Annotated in this window: 25 protein-coding genes; 7 read left to right on the top strand and 18 right to left on the bottom strand. The window is 69.0% G+C overall.

What is annotated here, in order from left to right; all coding sequences use genetic code 11:
- Positions 1-13: 13 nt before the first annotated feature.
- The 5 genes from ACZ6S0_RS49070 to ACZ6S0_RS49050 form a co-directional block, all read right to left on the bottom strand.
- The gene (locus ACZ6S0_RS49070; RefSeq protein WP_465927341.1) at positions 14-571 is read right to left on the bottom strand and encodes a hypothetical protein; all 558 of its coding nucleotides are present in this window, start codon (positions 569-571) and stop codon (positions 14-16) included.
- A gap of 25 nt (positions 572-596) precedes the next feature.
- A complete protein-coding gene (locus tag ACZ6S0_RS49065) occupies positions 597-1415 on the bottom strand; it encodes a hypothetical protein (RefSeq protein ID WP_465927339.1) in 819 nt (272 codons plus the stop codon).
- Positions 1412-2095 (bottom strand): BRO-N domain-containing protein, encoded by a 684-nt coding sequence (locus ACZ6S0_RS49060; RefSeq protein WP_465927337.1) that lies wholly within the window; start codon positions 2093-2095, stop codon positions 1412-1414. The genes ACZ6S0_RS49065 and ACZ6S0_RS49060 overlap by 4 nt, the downstream gene beginning before the upstream one ends.
- Entirely contained in the window at positions 2092-2652 is a 561-nt protein-coding gene (locus ACZ6S0_RS49055; RefSeq protein ID WP_465927335.1) for a hypothetical protein, read from the bottom strand. The genes ACZ6S0_RS49060 and ACZ6S0_RS49055 overlap by 4 nt, the downstream gene beginning before the upstream one ends.
- Before the next feature lie 81 nt (positions 2653-2733).
- The gene (locus ACZ6S0_RS49050) at positions 2734-3018 is read right to left on the bottom strand and encodes a helix-turn-helix domain-containing protein (RefSeq protein ID WP_465927333.1); all 285 of its coding nucleotides are present in this window, start codon (positions 3016-3018) and stop codon (positions 2734-2736) included.
- Between the two features lie 472 nt (positions 3019-3490).
- Between ACZ6S0_RS49050 and ACZ6S0_RS49045 the strand changes: the two genes are divergently transcribed.
- Entirely contained in the window at positions 3491-4588 is a 1098-nt protein-coding gene (locus ACZ6S0_RS49045) for a helix-turn-helix domain-containing protein (protein ID WP_465927331.1), read from the top strand.
- 11 nt (positions 4589-4599) lie between these two features.
- Positions 4600-5898, top strand: a complete 1299-nt coding sequence (locus ACZ6S0_RS49040; protein ID WP_465927329.1) for a site-specific integrase — start codon at positions 4600-4602, stop codon at positions 5896-5898.
- Positions 5899-5913: 15 nt separating this feature from the next.
- On the opposite strand, the gene ACZ6S0_RS49035 is transcribed toward ACZ6S0_RS49040, so the two are convergent.
- From ACZ6S0_RS49035 to ACZ6S0_RS49015, 5 genes are read right to left on the bottom strand one after another with little or no spacing between them, the layout of a single operon-like run.
- Entirely contained in the window at positions 5914-6645 is a 732-nt protein-coding gene (locus ACZ6S0_RS49035) for a M15 family metallopeptidase (protein WP_465927327.1), read from the bottom strand.
- Between the two features lie 29 nt (positions 6646-6674).
- Complete coding sequence (locus tag ACZ6S0_RS49030; RefSeq protein WP_465927325.1) at positions 6675-7115, bottom strand: universal stress protein; 441 nt, start codon at positions 7113-7115, stop codon at positions 6675-6677.
- A 48-nt stretch (positions 7116-7163) separates the two neighbouring features.
- Positions 7164-7400 (bottom strand): hypothetical protein, encoded by a 237-nt coding sequence (locus tag ACZ6S0_RS49025; protein ID WP_465927323.1) that lies wholly within the window; start codon positions 7398-7400, stop codon positions 7164-7166.
- Positions 7397-7822 carry a hypothetical protein gene (locus ACZ6S0_RS49020; protein WP_344897187.1) on the bottom strand — a complete coding sequence of 142 codons (426 nt, stop codon included), beginning with the start codon at positions 7820-7822 and terminating at the stop codon, positions 7397-7399. Before ACZ6S0_RS49020 ends, ACZ6S0_RS49025 begins: the two co-directional genes overlap by 4 nt.
- Positions 7819-9627 carry an MDR family MFS transporter gene (locus tag ACZ6S0_RS49015; protein ID WP_465927321.1) on the bottom strand — a complete coding sequence of 603 codons (1809 nt, stop codon included), beginning with the start codon at positions 9625-9627 and terminating at the stop codon, positions 7819-7821. Before ACZ6S0_RS49015 ends, ACZ6S0_RS49020 begins: the two co-directional genes overlap by 4 nt.
- Before the next feature lie 112 nt (positions 9628-9739).
- Here ACZ6S0_RS49015 and ACZ6S0_RS49010 point away from each other — a divergent pair, with 112 nt between their 5' ends.
- From ACZ6S0_RS49010 to ACZ6S0_RS49000, 3 genes are all read left to right on the top strand, one after another.
- Complete coding sequence (locus ACZ6S0_RS49010) at positions 9740-10333, top strand: TetR/AcrR family transcriptional regulator (RefSeq protein ID WP_465927319.1); 594 nt, start codon at positions 9740-9742, stop codon at positions 10331-10333.
- 102 nt (positions 10334-10435) lie between these two features.
- On the top strand, positions 10436-11755 hold the full coding sequence (locus ACZ6S0_RS49005) for a glycoside hydrolase family 6 protein (protein ID WP_465927317.1): 1320 nt from the start codon (positions 10436-10438) through the stop codon (positions 11753-11755).
- Between the two features lie 149 nt (positions 11756-11904).
- On the top strand, positions 11905-12885 hold the full coding sequence (locus ACZ6S0_RS49000) for an LLM class flavin-dependent oxidoreductase (protein ID WP_344897199.1): 981 nt from the start codon (positions 11905-11907) through the stop codon (positions 12883-12885).
- Positions 12886-12947: 62 nt separating this feature from the next.
- Here the strand turns inward: ACZ6S0_RS49000 and ACZ6S0_RS48995 are convergent, their stop codons facing one another.
- Both ACZ6S0_RS48995 and ACZ6S0_RS48990 read right to left on the bottom strand, forming a co-directional pair.
- Complete coding sequence (locus ACZ6S0_RS48995) at positions 12948-13385, bottom strand: hypothetical protein (protein WP_465927314.1); 438 nt, start codon at positions 13383-13385, stop codon at positions 12948-12950.
- Positions 13386-13395: 10 nt separating this feature from the next.
- A complete protein-coding gene (locus tag ACZ6S0_RS48990) occupies positions 13396-14466 on the bottom strand; it encodes a DUF6745 domain-containing protein (RefSeq protein WP_465927312.1) in 1071 nt (356 codons plus the stop codon).
- 198 nt (positions 14467-14664) lie between these two features.
- On the opposite strand from ACZ6S0_RS48990, the gene ACZ6S0_RS48985 reads away from it, so the two are divergent.
- Positions 14665-15921, top strand: a complete 1257-nt coding sequence (locus tag ACZ6S0_RS48985; RefSeq protein WP_465927310.1) for a vanadium-dependent haloperoxidase — start codon at positions 14665-14667, stop codon at positions 15919-15921.
- Positions 15922-15966: 45 nt separating this feature from the next.
- On the opposite strand, the gene ACZ6S0_RS48980 is transcribed toward ACZ6S0_RS48985, so the two are convergent.
- The gene (locus ACZ6S0_RS48980; protein WP_465927308.1) at positions 15967-16635 is read right to left on the bottom strand and encodes a macro domain-containing protein; all 669 of its coding nucleotides are present in this window, start codon (positions 16633-16635) and stop codon (positions 15967-15969) included.
- A gap of 137 nt (positions 16636-16772) precedes the next feature.
- Here ACZ6S0_RS48980 and ACZ6S0_RS48975 point away from each other — a divergent pair, with 137 nt between their 5' ends.
- Positions 16773-18416 carry an ADP-ribosyltransferase domain-containing protein gene (locus ACZ6S0_RS48975; RefSeq protein ID WP_465927305.1) on the top strand — a complete coding sequence of 548 codons (1644 nt, stop codon included), beginning with the start codon at positions 16773-16775 and terminating at the stop codon, positions 18414-18416.
- A 34-nt stretch (positions 18417-18450) separates the two neighbouring features.
- Here the strand turns inward: ACZ6S0_RS48975 and ACZ6S0_RS48970 are convergent, their stop codons facing one another.
- The 5 genes from ACZ6S0_RS48970 to ACZ6S0_RS48950 all read right to left on the bottom strand — a co-directional run bounded on the left by ACZ6S0_RS48970 (position 18451) and on the right by ACZ6S0_RS48950 (position 22784).
- The gene (locus ACZ6S0_RS48970) at positions 18451-18987 is read right to left on the bottom strand and encodes a hypothetical protein (protein WP_465927303.1); all 537 of its coding nucleotides are present in this window, start codon (positions 18985-18987) and stop codon (positions 18451-18453) included.
- A 179-nt stretch (positions 18988-19166) separates the two neighbouring features.
- Complete coding sequence (locus ACZ6S0_RS48965) at positions 19167-19874, bottom strand: vWA domain-containing protein (RefSeq protein ID WP_465927301.1); 708 nt, start codon at positions 19872-19874, stop codon at positions 19167-19169.
- Complete coding sequence (locus ACZ6S0_RS48960; RefSeq protein WP_465927299.1) at positions 19871-20833, bottom strand: protein kinase domain-containing protein; 963 nt, start codon at positions 20831-20833, stop codon at positions 19871-19873. The genes ACZ6S0_RS48965 and ACZ6S0_RS48960 overlap by 4 nt, the downstream gene beginning before the upstream one ends.
- Positions 20830-21846, bottom strand: a complete 1017-nt coding sequence (locus ACZ6S0_RS48955; protein WP_465927297.1) for a hypothetical protein — start codon at positions 21844-21846, stop codon at positions 20830-20832. The genes ACZ6S0_RS48960 and ACZ6S0_RS48955 overlap by 4 nt, the downstream gene beginning before the upstream one ends.
- Positions 21843-22784, bottom strand: coding sequence for a hypothetical protein (locus tag ACZ6S0_RS48950; protein WP_465927295.1), 942 nt, complete (start codon positions 22782-22784; stop codon positions 21843-21845). The genes ACZ6S0_RS48955 and ACZ6S0_RS48950 overlap by 4 nt, the downstream gene beginning before the upstream one ends.
- Between the last annotated feature and the right edge of the window lies 1 nt (position 22785).

Below are 22785 nucleotides of genomic sequence, written 5' to 3'. Positions count from 1 at the left end.
TCGGGCTGACCGGCTACTTGGCGTTCTGCAGGATCGCGGCGATCTGCTCGGGGGTGAGACCGGCGGCGGCCAGGGCCTCCGCGTTGGGCGCTCCGGCCGGGACGGTGGCCGTGCTCTGGCCGGGGTCGGGGGTGTTGAGCACGTCGTTGGCCGTCTGGGTGGCGGGCGCCGTGTAGACGGCGCTGAACAGCTTGGGCGCGTTCATGCCGCGCCTGCTGGGCTCGCCGTCGCCGGTGTAGGTCACCTGCAGGCGCCCGCCGACCTCGAGGCCCTTGGCGCCCGCCTTACGGACGGCCTCCTGGACGGACTTCTTCATGGCGCCTTTGATGTAGAGGGCGCGTTCGCCGTTGTCGTCGGGGATCTCCTGGTCGCGCTCGTCGGTGGCGAGGACGACCTGGAGCTGCATCATCGGGTCGCCGTTGTCCCAGGTCTTGGGCTCGCCGGTGGTGAAGTCACGCTGCTGCTGCACTTCGGGCTGGCGGCAGATGGTGCCCGCCACGCTGGTGCCGGGGGTGGCGAACTTCGCGGAGGTGGTTCCGCCGCTCATCAGGAAGTCGTCGGCGCTGGTCATGCGTCTTTCTCCTTGCTGTCTGCTGTTATGCGATGAGGGAGGTGATGCTGTTCGCCGACCGGTTGGTGGCGGCGGGGTCGCCAGGGCAGCCCTGGGCGAGATCTGTGGAGCCCGCGCGGTAGTAGGGGCAGCGCGTGCAGTACACGTCGGTGGTGGGCAGCAGGCCGAGCGCGGCCGTACCCATCGACTTGGTCAGCGTGGTGATCGCCTCGAGCCGTTTGAGCGCGCCGAGGACGATCTGCTCGTTGTACGGCTCGGACCAGAAGTAGCCGTCGCTGAACTCGCCGTTGGACGGCAGGTAGTAGATGGAGACGCGGTCGATCGGGACGCCCGCCAGGTTGAAGCCGCGGGCGTACGCGTGAGCCTGGACTCGGTACTGGTCGCTCGGCTTCCCCTCGGATCTGACCTTCCGTAACGTCGTCGGGCCGACGATCTTCCAATCGACGGTGATGCCGTTGACCCGGTCGGCGAGGTCGCACGATCCGCTGATGGGCTGGCCGCACACTTCGCCGATGGTGACGCGCTGCTCGATGAGGAACCGGGTGGTGCCGAGCATCTCGTTGGTGCGGTGGAAGACGCCTTCGAGGAGGGCGTGGACGCCGGTGCCGACGGCGGGCCGCCAGGCCACACCCTGCTCGTTGATCTTGGGCATGGCGAGCTGGGTGTTGGCGAGATAGCGGGCGCACTTGTGGTTGATCTCGCTGGGCCCGATCTCCATCTGCAGGGAGCGCGGGCTGTTGACGAGGTCGTTGGTGATGATGTCGTCGAGGTCTTCTTGGACCAGACCAATGGGGGTGTTGCGCCCATCTGGCACGGGGGCGAGGGCGGCGAGGTCGAGGGTCATGGCCGCACCGCCGCGAACGCCTGCTCCAGAACAGCCGCAGGGTAGGTGTTGACCGCCCCGAACGTGGCATCCTGCCGGGGATGCGGCTCATCGCCCTCGGCGCGCAGGACGGCTGTGGCCTTCCTCCCGACACGAGCCAGGTAGGGGCGGTCGGTGGGAAGGTCGTGCAGCTTGGCGTAACCCAGGCAGGTGAACCAGTCGTGCCGGCCCTCGATCGCGCCGATCTTCGCCGCGGTGATGGCCTGCTGCTGCTCCAGGGCCGTGATGCGCTGCCGCTGCGCCCGAAGGCCGTCCAGCATGCCCTGGATGACGTCGAGGTCATCACCGGGCGGCGCGACCGTGTATTGGCCGGTCTCCCGGATCTGCCGCAGGATCGCCTTGACCCTCTTCTTGATGGCCTTGGCGCCGGGGAGGCTGCTGCGGAAGATCAGCTCCCAGAGCCCGTCCTCGTAGATGACGTTCATTTGCTGAGGTCCGCCAAGGGTGCGCACAATCTGCGCACCCTTTTCGTCCTCCTCCAGGAGGCGGGTGGCGTCGGCGGCCTTGGCGTGGCCCATGGTCTTAGCGAAGTCGGCGGCCACCGCGTAGATGCGGCCGTCTTCCGCGACACCGAACCTGATATTGCTGCCGACCACGTCGAACATCTGCAGGCCGAACTCGGGGGCGTGGTCGAGGGTCATGCCGACCGCCAGGGGTGAGCCTTCGGAAAGGGCCAGACCACTGACTTGAGCGCGGCGCGGCAACTGTCCGGCACGGGCGTGAGCGGCTGGCCGAGCTGGTCGAGAGCCATCGCGAGCATGACGAGCGCGTCAGCGGCGTTGTTGTCGGCGATGTCCACGTCGGGGTGGCGGCGGGCGACCGCGAGCAGGACGGCGTCCTTGCTGGCGTTGCCCTTGGACGTGGCGTACTTCTTCACCACGGCCGGCGGCACCACCGCGAACGGGATGTCGTTGCGCCATAGCCGGAAGGTGACGTTCCACCACAGGCCGGCGCGCTCGTGGTGGCCCTGCTCGCGGCCGGACGTGCCAGACCCGTACGACGGGCCCTCAACGGCGACGAGGTTGGCGGAGCGGGCGAACTCGAAGATCTCGTTGGAGATGTCGCGGAACCGCTCGTAGCCGGTGGACCTGACCTTGATGGTCTCGGTCCACGGGGTGCTGGAGGTGTTGGTGGTGTGGGCGACGCCGGTGCTGGACAGGCTCAGGTCCAGCGCGACGACACGGGGGAAGTCGAGCATGGAACCCCATCTGAAAGAAGGTATGGATGATGGACCCCGAGCCCGGCGGGCGGGCGGGCAGGGGCAGGGTTTCAGATGGGGTTAGGCGTTGGCCTGGTCGGCGAGGCGCTGCGCATCCAGGTACGCGAACAGCTCAGACTCCCACGACACGAGCCGGCGGTTCGAACGCCACAGAAAAGGGGCCTCACCCCGGTGACGCTTCCACCGCCATGTAGCCGGGCTCGTGCGGGTGATCTCGCAGACTTCCTCGAAGGTGAGCAGTCTGTCCTTGGAACGGTCCGCGATCTGCCCTGCGACCTGCGAAGACAGCTTGACCTTAGGTGTGGGGGGCTTACCGCCTGAGCGGGTCGTGCTGGTACCGTTCATACGGCACCTCCTGATGTGTTGACGTTGGTAGCGACGACTGCAGGAGTAAAAGTGCAAAAACGGGCCTGGCGCGGGGAGCTTCCACCTTCCCCGCCAGGCCCATCATCATTTCGACGAACCTGTTCGGCCCGGTCGCCGAACGAGTGTTCGGCGACGACGCTTACAACTTACCACGCTCCGCCCAGTTGCCACCAACCACACCCGTATCGGCCCGGTATGTACGTGCACATAAGTGCACATCAACTGTTCGCGCACAGATCAGGTCGACCGGATGTGACGACCATCACCCTCTCGGGCGACTCGCCAGCAGCGAACGGCCGTGACGGATGTGGATGTCTGATGCGGATGGCCCGTCCGCATGACTCGCTTGAGGTAGTGCCCAATGATGTGCAGTTCGTTGACAACGTTTGTGCACGATGGTTTATGGTGGGCAGTGTTACCACACCCGTTAGAGAAGGGCGAGCCGACTCAGATGCTGTCAGAACAGACCTTCGGCGCCCTCATCCGCACTCGTCGCGAAGAGCTTCGAGTCTCCCAGGCTGTCGTGGCATGGGTAGCCCGAGTCTCGCGGAACACCGTCTCGAACATCGAGCGCGACGAGGTGGAGAAGCCGGACGAGCGTGTGAGTGAGAACCTCACCGCCGCTCTTGGCCTTGATACCTGGACGAGAGTACGAAGCGCCTCGAAGAGGGCACGGAAATATTTCGTCGTCGATTCCACGGTGACCGGACGAATAATTGAGATCATCGAGGAAATCAGATCATCTGAACCAGAAGTAGCCCGCGACGTTGCGGACGTGTATGTGTACTTTATGGATGCTCTACGACGGTTCAACGCCGAAAATCGGCTGAGCTACGAGCAAACACTTTCAGAGGCAATCGCGGACCTTACAGTGCCCATTGTTCCGCATCTCGACACACAGTCCGTGAAAGACGTTGCAGTGCTCGACTTCTTTGAAGATCTCGGCTGGTCTCGTGAGGATACATTCAACCCGAGCGAACGTGTCGACGAACAACAGGAGGGTGGGAACTTGCTACCTGCCGTCCCGGAAGCCCTCGAAGGAGAAGATGTACCACCGCCTGATGAGCTTCTCTTGCAGGTGTATAGGCATGTAGCCAAGCTTGTTAGCATGACAGAGGCAGATCGCCAGGTCGCTGTTGACTTCGGCTCGGCTTGGTCTGTGTTCCACAGACTCCCCATGAGGGCACAGCAAGTGCTCGAAGACGGCGAGGTGGTGGACTCGGAAATACTGGCGACCGTCACACCGTCGGGAAAGAGGGTTTCCTTTGTAGCCTTCCTCGTCCGGGGGGCGGAGGGCGAAAGCGAGCCTGCTGTGGGCATTGCCGATAGGGACGCTTATATAGAGATCGTCAACGCCTTTCAGCGGACGATGCAGGACGCCTATTTCAACTTCGAGGAACACAGGCCGCAACGAAGAGGGCGCAGATGGAGCGGGACAGGTCCCGGCGGGGAGCATCTCCCCCTTTTTGAGGCCACACAGGATGCGCTGTTTCCTGAACATAAGTCCGAAGATCCTGAGGAGCCAGATCCACCAAGCCTGCCGTCCTAAGGAGGAAAAGCGTGGCGCACGTTGAAGACCGATGGATGCGCAAAGCTCGCGGCCCGGACGGCAAGGTGCTGTTCGACGACAAGGGCAAGCCCGTGCTCGAGCGCGAGCCGGTCCGGTATGGCAAGGGGTCGCGGTGGCGTCTGCGGTACGACGGGCCGGACGGCCGCGAGAAGAACGAGTCCTTCGCCAAGAAGGTGGACGCTGACAACCGCAAGAAGGAGGTCGAGGCTGACCTCCTGCGGGGCACGTACATCGATCCGGACGCTGGCCGTATCACCTTCCAGAAGCAGGCCGAGGAGGTCATCGAGAACCGCACGCTTGACCCGGGCTCGCGGCGGAAGATGCGTGAGCGGCTGGCCAAGCACGTGTATCCGGTCATCGGTGGGAAAGAGATCGGCTGGCTGTCACGGCGGCCGAGCGCGATCCAGCAGCTCGTGAAGCGTCTGGAGGCGGCCAAGCTGGCGCCCTCGTACATCGAGGTCATCATGGCCCATGTCGGCCTGGTGTTCTCGATCGCCATCGAAGACGAGCTGATCGTCAAGAACCCGCTCAGGTCACCCGTGGTGAAGCTGCCCAAGGTCGTGCAGAAGAAGCTCGTTGTCTGGACGGCCGATCAGGTGCTGGACATGGCGGACGATTTGCCGGCCCGGTATCAGGCGGTCGTGGACGTCGGCGCCGGCCTCGGCTTACGCCAGGGTGAGATCTTCGGGCTTGGCCCCGACGACGTCGAATGGCTCCGTGGCGTCGTGGCGGTCAACCGGCAGCTCAAGCTCCTGAACGGAACGCTCATCTTCGACCTACCCAAGGGCGAGAAGACGCGCGAGGTGCCGCTGCCCGAAAGGGTCAAGGTCGCCCTGGCCGAGCACATGCGGTTGTTCCCGCTTGTCGAGGTGACGCTGCCGTGGGGGGACGTCGACGGCGATCCGGTCAAGGTTCGCCTGTTCTTCACCAACACCCTGGGAGGCCCGGTGCACCCGGTCAGCTTCCGAGAGGTGTGGAACGCGCGCCTCACCAGAGTCGGCATCGTGCCGAAGCTCGCGGCCGGCGAGAAGCGCGGCAGCCGCTACCGCGAGAACGGCTTGCATGCGCTCAGGCACTACTTCGCGAGCGTGCTGCTCACGGACGGGGAGAGCCCGAAGGCGGTATCCGAGTGGCTCGGGCACGCCGACGGCGGGGCGCTGCTGCTGCGCACGTACGCACACCTCATGCCGAAGTCCGAGCAGCGGATGCGGAAGGCGATCGATGCCGCGCTGCGGCGGCCCAGTTCTGCGGCTGACGGCCCACAGGCGGCCCACGAGGACTCAGGATGAGTGTTTCCCCAGGTCTTACCCTCCGCCCTTGGAGAAATGCTGGTAGTCCTTGGTGCCCGACCAGTAGCCGCCCCATTCCCAGCCGACCTGCGCGAAGGCCCTGACGACCCTGTCGCCGGGATTAATCACACCTTTACCGTCGATTGGGCGCTTGGTGAACTTCTTGGCATTCTGGTGTGCTGTGCCGCCGTTTGCAGTGACATATGGGTTCTCGCGGGGATTGATGTCTATTGCTTCCCCATAGGCGTGCTTCGACCAATTGCTTGACCCGGTTGCCGGGCGGCAGTTGAAGGCCGAGGTGTTGTCGACGTCGATCGAGTCGTAGTCGTCGCCCTTGTACGCGTCCACCAGCTTCATCTGCTTGATGGGCCAGCGCCAGTCGTACAGCTTCTTGAAGACCGTCTCGATGTCGTCGGTGACCGTCTTGCGCACGACCAGCTCACCGGTGTGCGGCTTGTCGTCGAACCCCCAGTACGTCAGCGTGACCAGCCGAAGATCCTGGTACGGGACCGGGCAGCCGGGACGCCACGAGTACGGCAGTTGGTCGCGGGAGACCCGCGAGACCTTCGAGCTGAACTCGGGCGGCGCGGCCGGGCTCGGCGACGCCGTGGCCTGCGCGGATGCGGACGATTCCGGAGTCTCATGGCTTCGGGGCGAGGCGTTGCCGGGCGCGGGCGAGGCCACCGGCTTCCCCGCGCACGAAACGGACGCGAGCACCACGAACGCCATGGCGGCAGCACGTTTCATCTAGCCACCATATGCGACGTCTGGCCAGGTCAGGGCACTATCAGCACGGTCCGGCGGGCCCGTTTCGCCAGCTTCGCCGCCACCGATGCCCGCCACGTGGACCGCGAGCGGCCCACCACGATGGCGTCGGCCATGTAAGAGCTGGCCAGCGTCTCCAGCTCGCGGGCCGCGTCCCCGCGCAGGCTCACGAACTGCCAGGGGACCCCTGAGCCGCGCAGCTCGTCCCTGAGGTCCTCGGCCAGGTCGTTCCCCGAGTCGGGGATGATCGGCGACCCGGCGAAGAACCACAGCGCGGCGGTGTTGAGCGACTCCACGAAGGCGATGAGCAGGGCGGCGTCGTCCCGGCGGGCGAGCCCGGTCGCGTACGCGAGCGCGTTGCGACTCGGGTCCGAGCCGTCGAAGCCCACGACGAGCAGGCCGGCGCCGTCCTTGCCGATCTCGAACTGCCCGGCGGGGAGCCGGCCTGCCACCGGCTCCCACTGCGGGTCTGCGCCACTGCCGAACACGGCATGCTCGCGTCAGGCGTCGGCGTGCTTGCCGCGTTGGGCCAGTTCGCGCAGGGCGTCGGCCGCGTAGACGACGAGGGAGACGAACGAGAGCGCGGCGACCGTGCCGCCGAGCCACAGGTCGTTGACCGTCGCGTCCACGTACGCCGCGCCCCGCGGCTGGTAGCCGACCGCGAACGGCGCCGCGACCAGCCACAGGCCGCCGAGGAACAACAGGACCAGGGCCGAGACGCCCACTTTGGCCTTCATCGGTTCTCCTCCACTCCTACCAGGGAAGCCATGCCGTTCTGCCGGTGTTCGCCACCGGGACGTGAGCGGCTGGTGAGGTCCTCGCGCAGGGCCTCGACGAGCGGTGCCAGCAGGCTGGCCAGTTCGGCGGAGGACGCCTGGGGCGCGGCCGGCACGGGCTCGGGCTCCGGCTCGGTCTGACGCGGCTTGGGCACCACCAGTCCCCGCTCCACCAGGTCGTCCCGGATGGCCAGCACGAACGCGATCACGCCCACGAGCGCCACGACCGTCACGCCCAGACCGGTGAAGAACTCGGAGAGGGTGGTGTTCGTCCAGTCGGCGTCCTCCGGCTGGGTGCCGAGGGCGAAGGGCGCGATCATCAGCCACAGCCCGGCCAGGACGCCCAGGGCCGCGGCGACGGCGCTCACGAACTTGCGAATCATTGCGAGACTCCTCCTGTTACGAGGTCTTTCTGTGGTGGCGTCGCCTGCGCGATGAGGGCACGCGAGGTGGGCCGCAGCACGTCGTGCACGACCGAGCGGGCCCGTTCGCGCTCGGTGCGTTCGTCCGGTGGCGCCATCCTGGCGACGGCGCTGAGCAGGGCGGAGCGTTCGCCGTTCGCCCGCTCGATGCGCTGCGAGACGAGTTCCAGCAGCAGTCCGGCCAGGACGAGGTCGTCCTTGCTGAGCGGCTGGGCCGCCGGGGCCGCCGGCGTGGTCGCACCGCGCAGCGGCAGCTCCTTGAGGAAGAGCGTGGCCACGAAGCCCAGCAGCGCGATGGGCACGCCCACCAGGAACACGGTCTCCAGACCGCGGGTGAACGCCTCCAGCACGATGTTCTTGATCGGCTCGGGCAGTTGCTGGATGGCGGCGGGGCTGCCGAGCTTGACGTCCGAGCCGCCGGGCACGCTGATGTGCGCGGCCTGGAGCATCTGGGCCATCTCGTCCTTGAGCCGGTTCGTCAGGATCGCGCCGAACGCGGCCACGCCGACGGCGCCGCCCAGCGACCGGAAGAACGAGACGCCCGACGTGGTCGAGGCCATGTCACGCGGCTCGGAGCCGTTCTGGGCGGCCAGGATGAGCATCTGCATGGACAGGCCCAGCCCGATGCCCAGCACCGCCACGTCGAACGCGATGAGCCACTCGCTGGAGTCCACGTGCAGCCTGGACAGCAGGAACAGCCCGGCGGCCACGATGAGCAGGCCCGCCACCGGGAAGACCTTCCACCGGCCGGTCTGGGTGACGATCTTCCCGGAGATCACCCCGGCCAGGAACAACGCCACCACCATGGGCAGCGTCATCAGCCCCGAGTTGGTCGGGCTGAGTCCCTTGACGATCTGCAGGTACTGCGGCAGGTAGATCATCGCGCCGAACATCGCCATGCCGACGAACAGCGAGGCGAGGCTGGTGAGCACGAACGTACGGTTGCGGAACAGCCGCGGCGGCAGGATCGGGTTACGCGCGGTCCGTTCCGACAGCACCGCCAGCGCCAGCATGAGCAGGGCCAGCGCGGCCAGGAGGTAGGTCCAGACCGAGTTCCACTCGAACTCGGTGCCGCCCAAGGTCAGCAGCAGCATGAGCGCGCTCGCGCTGGCGGTGATCGTCGTGGCGCCCCAGATGTCGATCGAGGTGCTGCGCTTGACCTTCGGCAGCTTCAGCACCTTCTGGATCACGACGAACGAGACCAGGGCGAACGGCACGACCACGTAGAAGCACCACCGCCAGCCCAGCCAGTCGGCGTCCACGATGAACCCGCCGAGCAGCGGCCCCGCGACGGTGGAGATCCCGAAGACCGCTCCCATGTAGCCGGAGTAGCGGCCGCGCTCGCGCGGGGAGACGATGTCCCCCAGGATCACCTGCGCGAGAGCCGACAAGCCGCCCACACCAAGGCCCTGGATGGCCCGCGCCGCGATGAGCTGCCCCATGTTCTGGGACAGGCCGGCCACCACCGAGGCCGCGACGAACAGTCCCAGGGCGGTCTGGAAGAGCAGCTTGCGCCCGAACAGGTCGGACAGCTTGCCCCACAACGGCGTGGACACCGTCATCGTCAGCATGGTCGCGCTCGCGACCCATGAGTACTGGTCCTGACCGCCTAGCTCCCCCACGATCGTCGGCAGCGCGGTGCCCACCACAGAGGTCGAGATCATCGACGTGAGCATCGCGAGCATGAGCCCGGACATGACCTCGAGGATTTCGCGGTGGGAGTAGTGCCGCTTCGCGGGGGATGCGGCCGGCGCCTGGGCTACCAAGACGACACCCCATCCCCTTGTTGCAGATTGACCCGGATTTTGACGCAAATTGAGTATACGCATGTTTACTAGCCGCGCGGCAAGTGGGGTGTTCGTTGAGTAGAGTGCGGGCATGAGTCCCCAGGTGACTGAGGCCAGGCCGCGAGACCGTGAGGCCACCCGGGAGCGGATCCTGAGCGCGGCGCGCACCCTGTTCGGAGAGCAGGGATACGAGCGGGTGACGGTCCGCATGATCGCGGCGGCGGCGGAGGCGAACATCGCGCTGGTCGGCCGCTACTTCGGGTCGAAGGCCGGGCTGTTCGGCGCGGTCCTGCAGGGCGAGCCGACCATCAGCGCCCTGTTCGAGGGCGGGACGGAGGGGCTGCCCAGGCGGCTGGCCGAATACGCGGCCGAGCGCATGCAGCACCCGCCCGACAGCCCGATCCTGCGCACGCTCGAACGTTCCGCTGGCCACCCGGAGGTGCAGGCGGTGGCCAGGGAGCGGCTGATCGCGGCGGTGCTCAACCCGCTAGAGGCCAGGCTCGCCGGCCCCGACGCGCACGCGCGGGCCCGCATGGCCGTGGCCGTCTTCCTCGGCGTCGGCGCCATGCGCCGCCGGGTCGGCCCCGAGGCTCCCACGGCCGCCGACGTCGATCGGCTGACCGTCGTGTTCGAGGCGTGCCTGGCTGAAAGTTTCACCCCCGCGAGCCTGTCCGACCTGCGGTGACGCCGTAGGCATCGGGCCGGGGGCTTGGTCTGGTCCTGGCCGCCCGCCTACGATCCTGGGTGCCGGTGGGAGCGCTCCCACGCAACGGACGGAGTGAGTTCCATGTCTCGCAGCAGGCCCGTGTCGGCGGTGCTCCTCACGACGGCCGCCCTGGCCGTGGCGGGGGCGGCCGTCGTCACCTCCGCCACCGCCCAGGCCGCGGACTCCGCTTTCTACGTGGATCCGCAGACCAACGCCGCCAAATGGGTGGCCGCCAACCCCAACGACAGCCGTACCTCCGTGATCAGGGACCGGATCGCCGCCGTGCCGCAGGGGCGCTGGTTCGCCACCTACAACCCCGCGACCGTGCGCGGCCAGGTGGACGCGTACGTCGGCGCCGCCGCCGCGGCCGGCAAGATCCCGATCATGGCCGTGTACGCCATGCCGAACCGCGACTGCGGCGGCCCCAGCGCCGGCGGCGCCCCCGACCACACCGCCTACCGCGCCTGGATCGACGAGATCGCGGCCGGGCTCGGCGGCCGGCCCGCCACCGTCGTCCTCGAACCGGACGCGCTGGCGATCATGACGAACTGCATGAACGCCTCCGAGCAGGCCCAGGTGAAGGCGTCCATGGCCTACGCCGGCAAACGGCTCAAGGGGACGTCGTCGCAGGTCAAGGTGTACTTCGACATCGGGCACGACGGCTGGCTGAGCGCGTCGGAGTCGGCCTCCCGGCTGACCGGCGCGGACGTGGCCAACAGCGCCGACGGCATCGCGGTCAACACCTCCAACTACCGTTCGACGCCGGGGCTGGTGTCGTACGCGAAGAGCGTCATCGCGGCGACCGGGGTGTCCCGGCTGAAGGCGGTCATCGACACCAGCCGCAACGGCAACGGCCCGGCCGGCAGCGAGTGGTGCGACCCGGCCGGCCGCGCCACCGGCATCTGGAGCACCACGAACACGGGCGATTCCGCGATCGACGCCTACCTCTGGGTCAAGCCGCCGGGCGAGGCCGACGGGTGCATCGCGGGGGCGGGGCAGTTCGTGCCGCAACGGGCGTACGACCTGGCCGTGGCCGCCCCGCCGCCCACCGGAACACCCACTGTCACACCCACCGTGACGCCCACGGCGGGGCCGAGGGGTTGCACGGCCGCGTACAAGGTGACGAGCCAGTGGAACAACGGCTTCCAGGCCGAGGTCACCGTGACGAACACCGGCACGTCCGCGACGAGCGGGTGGAAGGTCGGCTGGACGCTCCCGAGCGGGCAGACGATCTCCCAGCTCTGGAACGGCACCCTGTCCGGCACCACCGGCGCCGTCACCGTCACCAACCTCACCTGGAACGGCGCCCTGGCCGCGGGCGCGAGCACCACGTTCGGCTTCCTGGCCGGCCAGACCGGTCAGAACGGCACTCCGCCCGCCCTCACCTGCACCGCCTCCTGAGCCCTCGGGGCACACGCCTCCCTGGCCCTCGCGGCGCACCCGCGGGGGCCCGGCCGGGTAACCGGCGGTGAGACCGGCGATGAAATAACGCGAGATTCGCGGGCGTTGTCCACAGCCAGGTCGACCCGCTCTGCGAAAGGCGCGTACTCATGGCTCTGCCGCTGTCCATCCTTGATCTGGCGCACATCGGCGAGGGCGAGACGGCGGCCGACAGCTTCACCGCCAGCGTCGCCCTCGCCCAGCGGGCGGAAGAGCTGGGATACCGGCGCGTCTGGTACGCCGAGCACCACAACATGGACAGCATCGCCTCCTCCGCCACCAGCGTCCTCATCGCTCACGTGGCCGCCCACACCCGGACGATCCGCCTCGGAGCGGGCGGCGTCATGCTGCCCAACCACTCCCCGCTGACCATCGCCGAGCAGTTCGGCACGCTGGAGACGCTCCACCCCGGCCGCATCGACCTCGGGCTCGGCCGGGCCCCCGGCAGCGACCAGCAGACGATGCGGGCCCTGCGCCGCACGCCCTCCTCGGCGGACTCGTTCCCGCAGGACGTGTTGGAGCTGCAGGGCTACCTGTCGGGCGAGACCCGCATCCCCGGCGTGCACGCCACGCCGGGCAAGGGCACGAACGTGCCGCTGTACATCCTCGGGTCCTCCCTGTTCGGGGCGCAGCTCGCCGCCATGCTCGGGCTCCCGTACGCGTTCGCCTCGCACTTCGCGCCCACCGCGCTGGAGGAGGCCGTCGCGCTCTACCGGCGGGACTTCCAGCCGTCGGCCCAGCTCGACCGGCCGTACGTGATCGCCGCGCTCAACGTGATCGCGGCCGAGACCACGGAGGAGGCCGAGGAGCAGTTCCTGGACTCCAAGCGGCTCAGGGTGAGCCGGTTCCTCGGGCGGGGGCGGTCGTTCACGACCGAGGAGGCCGACATGATCCTCGAGTCGCCGGCCGGGCAGCAGATCGTGCAGATGGCCAAATACTCGGCCGTCGGCGACCGGGGTGAGGTGAAGGCGTACGTCGACCGGTTCGCCGAGCACGCGGGGGCCGACGAGCTGATCGTGGCGTTCTCGGCGGTGGACAGGAAGGCGTGGATGCGCTCGGCCGAACTGCTGGCCGAGGTGTACCTGGGGTGACCCGGGAGGGCTGACCCGAGGGGCCGCCGCCGCCGGGGGAGTACGGCGGCGGCCCGGGGTTCTCAGTCGGCGACGAGCCGGGCCATCAGCCCGTCGCGCTCGCGCTGCCGCCGGACCACGTACGTGCCCGGCGCGCACCCCGAGCCCCCGTGCTCCGGATGCAGCAGGTAGACGGGGGCCGACGCGGCGAACACGCCGATGGCCAGCCCGTGCGCGTCCCGTACGTGCGTGCTCCAGCGGCAGCTCCCCGGCTCGGCGACGAGCGTGTGCGGGTGGCCGCCGGCCGGGCCGCGCAGCAGTTCGACGCCCTCGGGAGGCACGTCCTGCCAGCGCGGCTCGTCCCAGAGGCGCACGTCCTCGGCGACGACGGGGAGCGGGATGACGATCAGGTCGCCCTGGGCCTGGAGGCCGTCGACGACGGGGATGCGTACCGACCGGTCGAGGTGGTCGAGCACGGACAGTCCGGTTCGCAGGGAAAGGGAGTCGAGCGTCATGGTCATGGTGATCACCTCAGGTTCTGCGGAGGAGTAGGGAGTACTGCTCGCCGGACAGCCCGTACGTCCAGCTGGCGGCGGCGAGCGGATCGTCGAGGTGGCCGGGCACGGTCAGCCCGTACCGGCGGCGGTGGCCGTCGCGCTCGACGGACCCGTTCACCGCGAGGAGCACCCGCTGGCCCTCGGGCAGGTCGTAGAGGCGCAGCTCGCAGCCGGGGTTGCCGGGGTCGGGTGCGGCGCCGACCAGCCACAGACCGGCCTGCTCGATGTACGCCTCCCAGCCCAGGCGCTCGATCGCGCACCGCCTGACCTCGACGTTGACCTCGTCCGCGATGCGCTGGACGGTGGGCTGGTCGATCGCCCAGGACGGCACCGTGGTCCCGTGCCAGGCGTACTCGGCCCACCCGTCCGCGTACCGCACGGCGGGGGAGGTCGGGTGGTGCAGCCGTACCTCGCCGTTGTTCCCGTTGTTCCCAACCACCTCCGTGTGCAGGGCCACGGGCCGCTCGGAGACGACGCACACGTGCTCTCCCGGCCACCACCAGTGGCAGGACGCGGCCACGGCCGTCCACAGGCCGAACTGCCGTCGTTGCTCGTCGTCGAGCACCACACCGGCGACGTCACGCAGGGCGGCGCGGTAGGCGGTCCGGGAGACGTCCAGGACGTCGTACCACTTGGGCCAGCGGAAGCCCCACGTGTGGGCCCGCCGGACCGGCGGGAGAAGACAGCGGCTGACGGAGCCCTGGAGCGAGAACAGCACTTCCCGGCGGATGAGCCGGTCGATCGGTAGCTGCGCCAGCCGCACCTTGGCGTCGATGCTGCCGTAGAGGCGGTTCTGGCTGGTGGCGAACCGGGCGGGCAGCGGCCAGTCGTCCACCCGTCCGACGTTCTCGCAGGCCCGCATTCCCGGGGGAACGGTCTCCAGCGCCGCCAACGGCGACGCGACCCAGTGAAAACGCGGTGGTGGCAGCCCGATCAGGCGGTAGAGATCGGAGATTGCGGCCTCTGCGGCCGGATGGTCGGCGGGCAGCGTCGAGAGCGCTCGGCCCAGCCATTGTGCTCGGATCGCGGCAGCTTCCCGCTGCACGTGATCGCTCACCGTACGAGGGCGGAGGCGCCCTCCCTTCGCATGATCATGCGGAAATGGTGACAGACGGGGCGGCGCGTGTCCACCCCGCCGTCATCCCGTGACGGGGGCGGACGGGCGGGTTAGTTTGCTCACATGCCTCTATTACCTCTCTCGGTGTCACCTGTTCCTGCGGGACCTCGACGCAAGATCGCGCGGTTGTCCATCTGCCTGTCCCTCGTGGTCGCCGGGTCGTGGCCAGGGATCGGCTCGTCGATCGCGTACGCGTCGGATTCCCGCACGTCCTCCGCCAACCCCGTCATCGTCTGGGACAGGAACGCCGAGACCGCCATCTGGGACGTCGCCCGCCAGCAGCCACAGGTGCAGGCCCGCAGCTTCGCCATGGTGCACGGAGCCGTCTACGACGCGGTGAACGCGATCGCCGGAGCCCCCTACCAGCCGTACCTCGTCGCACCGGCCGCCGACGGGAGCGAGTCGACGGACGCGGCTGTCGCCACCGCCGCCTACCGCGTGCTGAGGTCGCTCTTCCCCGGCCAGGAGCCGAGGCTGACGGCGCAGTACGACGAGGCGCTGACCGCGATCCCCGACGGGCGGAGCAAGCAGCGCGGCATCGCCGTCGGCTCCCGGACGTCCGACGCGATGATCGCCGCCAGGGAGAACGACGGGGCCTTCGGCGACCAGACCTGGCCCGTGGGCACCCGGCCAGGTCAGTGGCGTCCGACGCCGCCCGCGTACGCCTCCGACGGGGCCTGGGTGGCGAGCCTCAAGCCGTTCCTGATCCCCAGCGCGTCCATGTTCCGCACCTCAGGCCCGCCGGCGCTCACCAGCAAGCGCTACGCCCGCGACTTCAACGAGGTCAAGACGGTCGGCGCGGCGAACAGCACGGTCAGGACCGCCGACCAGACCCAGGCCGCGATCTGGTGGCACGACCGGCACCTGGCCGAGTGGGAGATCAAGCGCCAGCTCGTGACCACCCAGCGCCTGAACACGCTGCGCACCGCGCGGATGTTCGTGATGGTGGGCATGGCCGAGGCCGACGCCACGATCGCCTGCTACAACGAGAAGGCCGCGTGGAGCTTCTGGCGCCCGGTCAGCGCCATCCAACTCGCCGACACCGACGGCAACCCGGAGACCGCGGCCGACCCCGGCTGGATGCCGCTGCTCGTCACCCCGCCGCACCCCGACTACACCTCCGGGCACACCTGCTTCACCGGGGCCAGCATGTCGGCGTTGCAGCACTTCTTCGGGCGCGACGACCTCCCCTTCAGCGGCTACAGCGCCGACTCGGGCACCACCCGGCACTTCCGCAGCTTCTCCGAGGCGATCGACGAGGTCGTGAACGCCCGTGTGTGGGGCGGCATCCACACGCGGACGGCCGACGTGGCAGGCGCCAAGATCGGCCGGCAGGTGACCGACTACATGGTCACCCACCACTTCAGGAGGAAGGGCCACTGACTCCGGGGTGCCCGGCCGGGGTCGTGACGCAGGGCTGATCGCGGGTCAACCGCGGGGCCGACGGGCGGGCGGCGTGATGCGCACCCGCTCGTCCTGGGGCCGGTTGTCGATGTCGTCGAGCTGCTCGCGGATCGTCGTGCGCAGCTCGTCGTAGTCGTCGAAGCGGTGGTCGTGGAACAGGGTGTAGCCCGTCCACATCAGGTTGGCGCAGACCCGGGCCGGCACCCGGCCGGTCGCCGCGCCCATGCCGACCAGCGCCACCGACTCGATGGCGCCGGGCTCCAGCTCGTTGTGCACGTGAATGGCCTGGAACGCGGCGGCGCAGGCCAGCGCCACGTTGAGCGTCTGGCTGACGTTTTCCGCCGACTCGACCATCGTCGGCGTCGAGATCAGGTATTTCGGGTTGGTCGCCCCGGACCGTACGCACACCGCGCTGCCCACCGGCAGCGACCCGCCGAACTGGTCGCGGATCGCCCGCTGGACGCGTAGCTGGATCCCCGCGCCGAGGTGCCGCTTGATGGCCGCGTCGACCCCGCCGTTCATGAGCCCACGGGAGTTGGTGGGGCTGACCCAGGCGTCCACCTGCTGTCCGAGGATCGACCCCTTGTGGATCTCCACCTCGGGGGTGTCGGAGAACGCGGCCAGCCACTCGTGCACGACCTTGTCGTTGGTGTCGACCAGGACCACCTTGAGTGGCGATTTCTTGACGGTCATGACGTACTCCGGAGTCGGGGGTGGGCGTTTCCAGCGGACCCGAACCTACCGTTCCGTACCGACAAACTGATCTCTGGCGAACTCGCGTCCGAGATCAACACGCGGCACAATGCCGTCATTTCACCCCTTGATCCCTCATGCCGACACCGGCACGCGACGCCAACCCGGAGCCCACGATGAGCGACGTCAACACCACCCCCGCCGCGCCCGACCCGAACGACCCGCTGGCCCTGGCCGAGCTCTTCAACGGCGGTGGCGAGCCATGGCTGCCGCTGCTGAAACCGGTGATCGAGGCGCAGCCGGACGCGGCCACGTTCATCGGCCCCGGACGCGGCCCGCAGGTCGTCCCCGTCCGCGAGCTGACCTTCCAGGCACTCAAGCCCAACCCGCCGCACAAGTGGAAGGTGGTCGTCTTCGGACAGAACCCCTACCCGCGGGCCGAGAGCGCCACCGGCATCGCCATGTTCGACAACACCTTCCACGACTGGGCCGACAGCAAGTTCGGCAAGGTGATCTCCATCCGCTGCATCATCAAGGCGGCGGCGATGTGGAAGCACGGCATCCCCAAGAAGACGCCGATCGCCACGATCCGCGCACTGCTGAAGGAACACGACACCGTGCAGCCGCCGGAGTGGTTCCAGGCGATGCTCACCCAGGGCGTACTGCTCCTGAACGCGGCACTCACCGCCAGCGCGGACGGGGCGAAGCCCACCGAGCAGCACACCGCGTTCTGGCGGCCGGTCGTCGAACGGCTCGTCGAGGAGATCCTCAGAGCCAAGCAGGACGCCGAGGACGAGCAGGACCGGGGCGTGGTCTTCGCGTGGTGGGGCGCGCACGCGCGCAGCCTGAAGGAGGTCGTGCTCCGGATCCAGCGCAAGTACCCCGACGTGGACGTCCGGCACATCGACCACGCCAACCCCGCCGCACAGGGCGACCTCTTCTGCGACGGCACCCACTTCGCCGACGTGAACGAGGCACTCAGGACGCTCGGCGCCGACGAGATCGACTGGCTGCCCGCCAAGGGATGGAACGAGGCCACCGCCGAGACCGGCACGGCCGACCGCATGGGGGCGTTCATCACCTCGACCATGGAGCTGCACAAGCTCTACCTCGAACGGCTCGCCGGCGTCAAGGACGAAGGGCTCGAACTGCCGGCCATCACCGGCGTGTTCGACACCCCGCTCATGGACTTCCGCGAGGCCGTCTCCCCGGTCGCCGGGCTGATGTCGGGGCTCGACTGGCACCTGGAGCAGTCGTACCGGTTCGGTGAGAAGCAGGTGGGCGGCTCCGACGGGCTGTCCGCCGACGAGATCGCGGCCCTCTACCTCTACACCTGCGAGTCGGCCTTCTACCGGCAGATCAACGCGACCCTGCGCAACCCCGACCGTACGCGGATCGTCCCGTACCTGCCGTACCTGCGGCTGCTGTTCTCGGCCGTGTCCCGCCTGCCCGCGCGTACGGAGCCGCTGTGGCGCGGGGTGTCGCTGGACCTGCGCACCCAGTACCCGCTCGGCCGGACGGTGACGTGGTGGGGCGTGTCCTCGTGCACGTCGAAGCTCGGGGTGGCCCAGGCGTTCCTCGGCGGCCGCGGCAAGCGCACCCTCTTCGAGGTGCACCCGGTGCGCGCGGTCGGCATCCGGAGCTTCTCGGCGTTCACGGGGGAGGAGGAGTACATCCTGGCGCCGGGCACGCAACTGAAGGTGACCGACGTACGGGCGGAGCGCGGCGGCCTGTGCACGGTCACCCTGACCGAACTCCCCGAACAGAAGCTCGTGGCCTGAGCCGCCGACCGCCCGCCGCGGCATCAGCCCCACCTCAGGGAAAGCGCGGGGACGTGGCGACGAGGAGCTCCCGTAGGATCTCGCGGCCATCCACGCTGACCACCACCTCATCCCCTCGTATCTCGTACAGGTAAGAGCCGTTGCGAGCCAGCAGACCCGCCGCGGTCTCCTGCGCGGGCATGAGCAGCCCCGTGCTTTCCCGGCCGATGTACTGGCCGTAGTAGTACAGCTCTCCGGTCGCGGTGCGGCAGATGACGATGTGCTTGTCGCCCGCGTCGTAGGCGGCCACCAGGTCGGCCCCGCTGTCCGGGATGAGCAGGGCCACCCGGTCCGGGCAGGCGACGGTTTGGACGGCCGGCGTCGTGATGATGGGTGGGTCGGACCGCGGTGCGCTCGCCGGCGCCCGCGCCCTGACGCCGGCGAGCAGCGCGAGCAGCAGGAAGAGGGTGCAGAGGAAGGCCACGGTGAGTACGGCGATCAGGCACCCGGTGAAGCTGCTGGTGGCGGACGAACGGTAGTCAGGCGGCGGCACCGGGAGCGGCATCGGGGGCGGCAGGGGCGGCGGAGGCATCACCGGCCGAGGTGGTGGGGGCGGCGGAGGCATCACCGGCCGGGGTGGTGGGGCGAAGAACAGGGCCGGCGGCGGTTCCGCGGCGGTGCGGCGTACGGTATCGCAGCACTGGCACGAGGTGTCGGCGGTCGCATTCCACACGTCGCACAGTGAGCACCGCCAGGTCGTCGTCACACCGTTCACAGACTGTTGGCTATCGTGTCGATGATCTCGTCCAGCTCAAGCTCCGCAAGTCCCTGGCCGGCGACGGAGGGGAAGTGCAGGGTCATGTTCCACTCCTCGGTGATCTCGGTCCATGGGTAGGCGTCGGGCGCGAAGAGGACGAGCCGCTTGGCCGCGTTCTCCATGACAGCCGTCTGGCTCCTCGCGTACCCCCACTGCTCGAACAGCCCGTCCAGGTCGCGCGGAAGGCCCGGCGGGTACGTGTGCGCGGTGACGGCCTGCGGCGCGTGCAGCGGGTGGGCGGGGGCGTCGGTGAACACCACGATGACGTGGCGCCGCCGATCCAGCCCGCGTTCCCAGTCGGCGTTGATGGCGAGGGCGAGCGCCTCCAGCCCGGATTCCGGCACGTCGCCTCCGCCCGACGCGCGCAGTTCGCGGACGAACCGGTCGAAGTCGGCCGCCTGCTCCGGGAACACCAGGAACTCCGTCTCCTCGATCGCGTCCTCGGCGAAATCGCCGAAGTCCCTGAACGTGATCACCTTGAGCCGCAGCCGGCTGATCTCCTTGCCCTTGCCGCCCATCACGAGGTTGAGCCGCTCGTGAAAGGTGAGGGCGCTCTTCTTGACCGTGTCCAGCACCGGGGCCATGCTCTCGGTCACGTCGACGCAGAGCACGATGTCCACCGCGTACCGCAGGTTGCCCCGATACTCGTGGTCGCTCGTCATGGTTGTCTCTCCTTCGTTGGCCTGCTCATCCGCACTCTTGATCCCGGCGACGTCAGGTAGGGGGTACGCACCTCGCACGTCGCCGGGTCCCGCAGCACCGCCAGGAACGTTTCGATGCCAGGACGGACTGCGGGCGACCGCGCCGTCATGGCCGCGAGGAGCCCTCGCATCGGGGTGCTCAGCCGCTCGTCGACGCGCAACTCGGCGCCGTCGTCGAGGGCGTCGGCGGGCGACGCGTACCGGTCACCGAACCCCGGTAGCGCACCCGTCAGGTAGTGATGCGCCATCAGCCCGAGCGAGAAGACGTCGGCCCGGGTCGTCAGCCACTCGGGTCGCACGTCCGCGTCGCCGCGCACATAACGACGCCACTCGGGAGCCCCGTACACCAGGTCGCCCGCGATGTCCTCCCGGTCGGGCGGGCGGCCGGACACGTAGGCGTCGTCGAAGTCGATGAGCTTGGCGGTGTGGTACGCGCCGGCCCCGCTCTGTCCGACCAGCACGTTGCCCGGCTTCAGGTCGCCGTGCACGACGCCGATGCCGTGCAGGAGCCCGACGCTGAGCCCCAGCGTCCTCAGCAGCACGGCCTTCCGCACTGGTGTGAGCGCGCGCGGCGGTGGCGTGCGGGCGGCGTGGATCCGCTCGGTGACCTTGTAGTACGTGGTGCCGTCGTGGAAGAAGTCGAGGGCGAGCACCAGGTTGCCGCCGCCGACGGCGTCCGGCCGCAGGAGCCCCATGATGGTCCGGTGACGTCGTTCGAACTCCTCGCACGCCTCCAGCCGTAGCCGCACGCTCCTGGCGCTCGCCGTGGAGCCCTCCTTCGGGCGTTTGGGATCCAGGAACCGCTTGATGAAGTAGTCGCTTCCGTGCCGCTGCGCGAAGGCCCACATGCAGCGTCCGCCGCCGCTGTTGGTCGGCTCGCTGACCACGCGGTACCCCCTGATGACGTCGCCCGCCCTCATAGCGGCTCCGTCAGAGGCGGCATGAGCCGTTCGTAGTCCGGCCGGTACTCGTCCCAGGTGCGCGTCCGCCACCGCCCGGCGGCCTCCTCCTCCGCCGGCCGGTCACCCGCCCCGTAACGCGCCTCGACCTGTCCGGCCCGCTGGGCGAAGCCCGACCGGAGCCGGTCGAAGTCCTCGTATCCCAGGGCCACGAGGCTGAGCGAGGCGTCGTCGCCCGTGTAACCCGACACGTGCCGCGCCAGCCGCTCGGCCCACTCGCGCGTGTCTCGCGACTCCTGCATGGTGCGCAGCAGGTGGCACTCGAAGTGCGCGGGGGTGTCCACGTACCCGTGGAAGCCGTCCGTGGCGCAGACGAGGACGCTCGGCAGCGGCAGGAGCAGCACCTGCGCGTCGATCGTGAACTCCTGGTCGGCGCAGATCACGTTCGTCATCGGCGGATCGCATACCAGTTGCTCAAGGCTGTCCGTTTCGTCGGTGTGGTCCCTGGTCAGCGCCTGCAGCCCCTGGTCGGGGCTCAGGGCGTAGGCCCGGGAGTCGCCCGCCCACAGGACGCGGCACTCCGCCTGGTCGCCGGTGAGCCGGTAGCGTACGGCGGCCATCGTCGTCGGGAGCCACCTCCGCATGCTGCTGACGATCTTGCTTGGCCGCGGCGGCGGAACGGCTCCCAGCACCTCCACCAGCCGCGTACGCAACGACTCAGGAGGATGTCCGCTCAGGAACCACGACGCGACACCGAGCCTGGCCAGGCGGGCGCCCACCCAGGCCCCGCTGCGCGTCGTACCGTCGCTCAGCTCGCACGCCGCGCCCGCGCCCGCACCGCCCAGCCCGTCGAACACGCCGAGGATCCCTTCAGCCGCGGGTACGCGGTGCGCGAACAGCGGCTCGGCATCCTCGCCGCCTCCGCGTGAGCGCTCCGTCCACACCCCGAGTGCCAGAAGGTCGTCGCCGTCGTACCGCCAGACCGTCCCCTCGCCCGGACCGACGAGCACGCCTTCGATCAGCACGGCTGTCATTCGTCCTCGATCCGCGTCCGCGGCAGCCCCCGGACTCGACTGGGGGTCCGGCGGGGAATCTGCTCCGCGTCGGCAGCGAGCGAGCCGCGCAAGCGGCTGGAGCGGATCCCACCGAACGGCGCGGAGGAGTCGCCGGTGATCCGGTCCCGCAAAGCCCGCTCGGCCTGCAGGAACTCCCACGACTCGCGCTCCTCGCTGTGCGAGCCCTCCATCATCTTGTTCCACGCGGCGAGCAGTTCGCCGCGCTCCTCCCGCTCCGCGCCCGCGATGATGTCGTACGCGGCCCGCGGGCCCTCCCGCTCCATGATCTCGGCGACCAGCCCCTCCGCGCCGTCCTTGCGCAACATGCGCAGATGACGCTCCCTGCGCATCTCGATGAGGCGGGTCTCGCGCTCGATCTCCCGGTACCTGCGCCCGCTCGCCAGCACCTCGTCGGCGTCCACGACCAGCTCGACGGTGATGTTGCGCAGCCGGATCGCGGCGTCCCCGGTGAAGACGCGGACCGACTCGCTCAGCGCGTCCTCGGCCAGGTGCAGCTCGCCGATGTCGTAGTTGCGCGAGACCTGGCGGAGCATGCGCTGCAGCGGCAGGTACAGGGCGGCGCTGACGTCCACGATGCCGCGTACGACGATCTCGGCGGGGTCCGCGACCCGGCAGTTCAGCCGGACCAGGCTCGGGAAGCCGAAGGCCGGGTCCTGGCTGAGCAGCGGCATCCGCAGAACGAGCCGGTGCTCGGTGGTGTCCACCAGGTAGGCGTGCCGGTAGGTGCCGTACCAGGCGTCCGGGATGGCCTCGCCGTTCCTGATCGTCAGCAGGTCGCCCTTGCGCGGCGCCAGCACCAGCGCCGATCCCGGCGCGGGCGGGCGCAGGGGCATGCGCGGCAGGACGAGAGGCAGGCTCGTGCTCTTCGCGATCGGGTTGTAGGTGTACTCCTCCATG

It is taken from the genome of Nonomuraea sp. NPDC051298 (assembly GCF_055586305.1).
Note: the sequence above shows the minus strand (reverse complement) of the source record. Positions and strands in the feature narration are given on the sequence as shown.

Coding starts and splice junctions, on each gene's coding strand:
- ACZ6S0_RS49070 (WP_465927341.1), bottom strand. CDS start 571: ATGACCAGCGCCGACGACTTCCTGATGAGCGGCGGAACCACCTCCGCG.
- ACZ6S0_RS49065 (WP_465927339.1), bottom strand. CDS start 1,415: ATGACCCTCGACCTCGCCGCCCTCGCCCCCGTGCCAGATGGGCGCAAC.
- ACZ6S0_RS49060 (WP_465927337.1), bottom strand. CDS start 2,095: ATGACCCTCGACCACGCCCCCGAGTTCGGCCTGCAGATGTTCGACGTG.
- ACZ6S0_RS49055 (WP_465927335.1), bottom strand. CDS start 2,652: ATGCTCGACTTCCCCCGTGTCGTCGCGCTGGACCTGAGCCTGTCCAGC.
- ACZ6S0_RS49050 (WP_465927333.1), bottom strand. CDS start 3,018: ATGAACGGTACCAGCACGACCCGCTCAGGCGGTAAGCCCCCCACACCT.
- ACZ6S0_RS49045 (WP_465927331.1), top strand. CDS start 3,491: ATGCTGTCAGAACAGACCTTCGGCGCCCTCATCCGCACTCGTCGCGAA.
- ACZ6S0_RS49035 (WP_465927327.1), bottom strand. CDS start 6,645: ATGAAACGTGCTGCCGCCATGGCGTTCGTGGTGCTCGCGTCCGTTTCG.
- ACZ6S0_RS49025 (WP_465927323.1), bottom strand. CDS start 7,400: ATGAAGGCCAAAGTGGGCGTCTCGGCCCTGGTCCTGTTGTTCCTCGGC.
- ACZ6S0_RS49020 (WP_344897187.1), bottom strand. CDS start 7,822: ATGATTCGCAAGTTCGTGAGCGCCGTCGCCGCGGCCCTGGGCGTCCTG.
- ACZ6S0_RS49010 (WP_465927319.1), top strand. CDS start 9,740: ATGAGTCCCCAGGTGACTGAGGCCAGGCCGCGAGACCGTGAGGCCACC.
- ACZ6S0_RS49005 (WP_465927317.1), top strand. CDS start 10,436: ATGTCTCGCAGCAGGCCCGTGTCGGCGGTGCTCCTCACGACGGCCGCC.
- ACZ6S0_RS49000 (WP_344897199.1), top strand. CDS start 11,905: ATGGCTCTGCCGCTGTCCATCCTTGATCTGGCGCACATCGGCGAGGGC.
- ACZ6S0_RS48995 (WP_465927314.1), bottom strand. CDS start 13,385: ATGACCATGACGCTCGACTCCCTTTCCCTGCGAACCGGACTGTCCGTG.
- ACZ6S0_RS48980 (WP_465927308.1), bottom strand. CDS start 16,635: ATGACCGTCAAGAAATCGCCACTCAAGGTGGTCCTGGTCGACACCAAC.
- ACZ6S0_RS48975 (WP_465927305.1), top strand. CDS start 16,773: ATGCCGACACCGGCACGCGACGCCAACCCGGAGCCCACGATGAGCGAC.
- ACZ6S0_RS48970 (WP_465927303.1), bottom strand. CDS start 18,987: ATGCCTCCGCCGCCCCTGCCGCCCCCGATGCCGCTCCCGGTGCCGCCG.
- ACZ6S0_RS48965 (WP_465927301.1), bottom strand. CDS start 19,874: ATGACGAGCGACCACGAGTATCGGGGCAACCTGCGGTACGCGGTGGAC.
- ACZ6S0_RS48960 (WP_465927299.1), bottom strand. CDS start 20,833: ATGAGGGCGGGCGACGTCATCAGGGGGTACCGCGTGGTCAGCGAGCCG.
- ACZ6S0_RS48955 (WP_465927297.1), bottom strand. CDS start 21,846: ATGACAGCCGTGCTGATCGAAGGCGTGCTCGTCGGTCCGGGCGAGGGG.
- ACZ6S0_RS48950 (WP_465927295.1), bottom strand. CDS start 22,784: ATGGAGGAGTACACCTACAACCCGATCGCGAAGAGCACGAGCCTGCCT.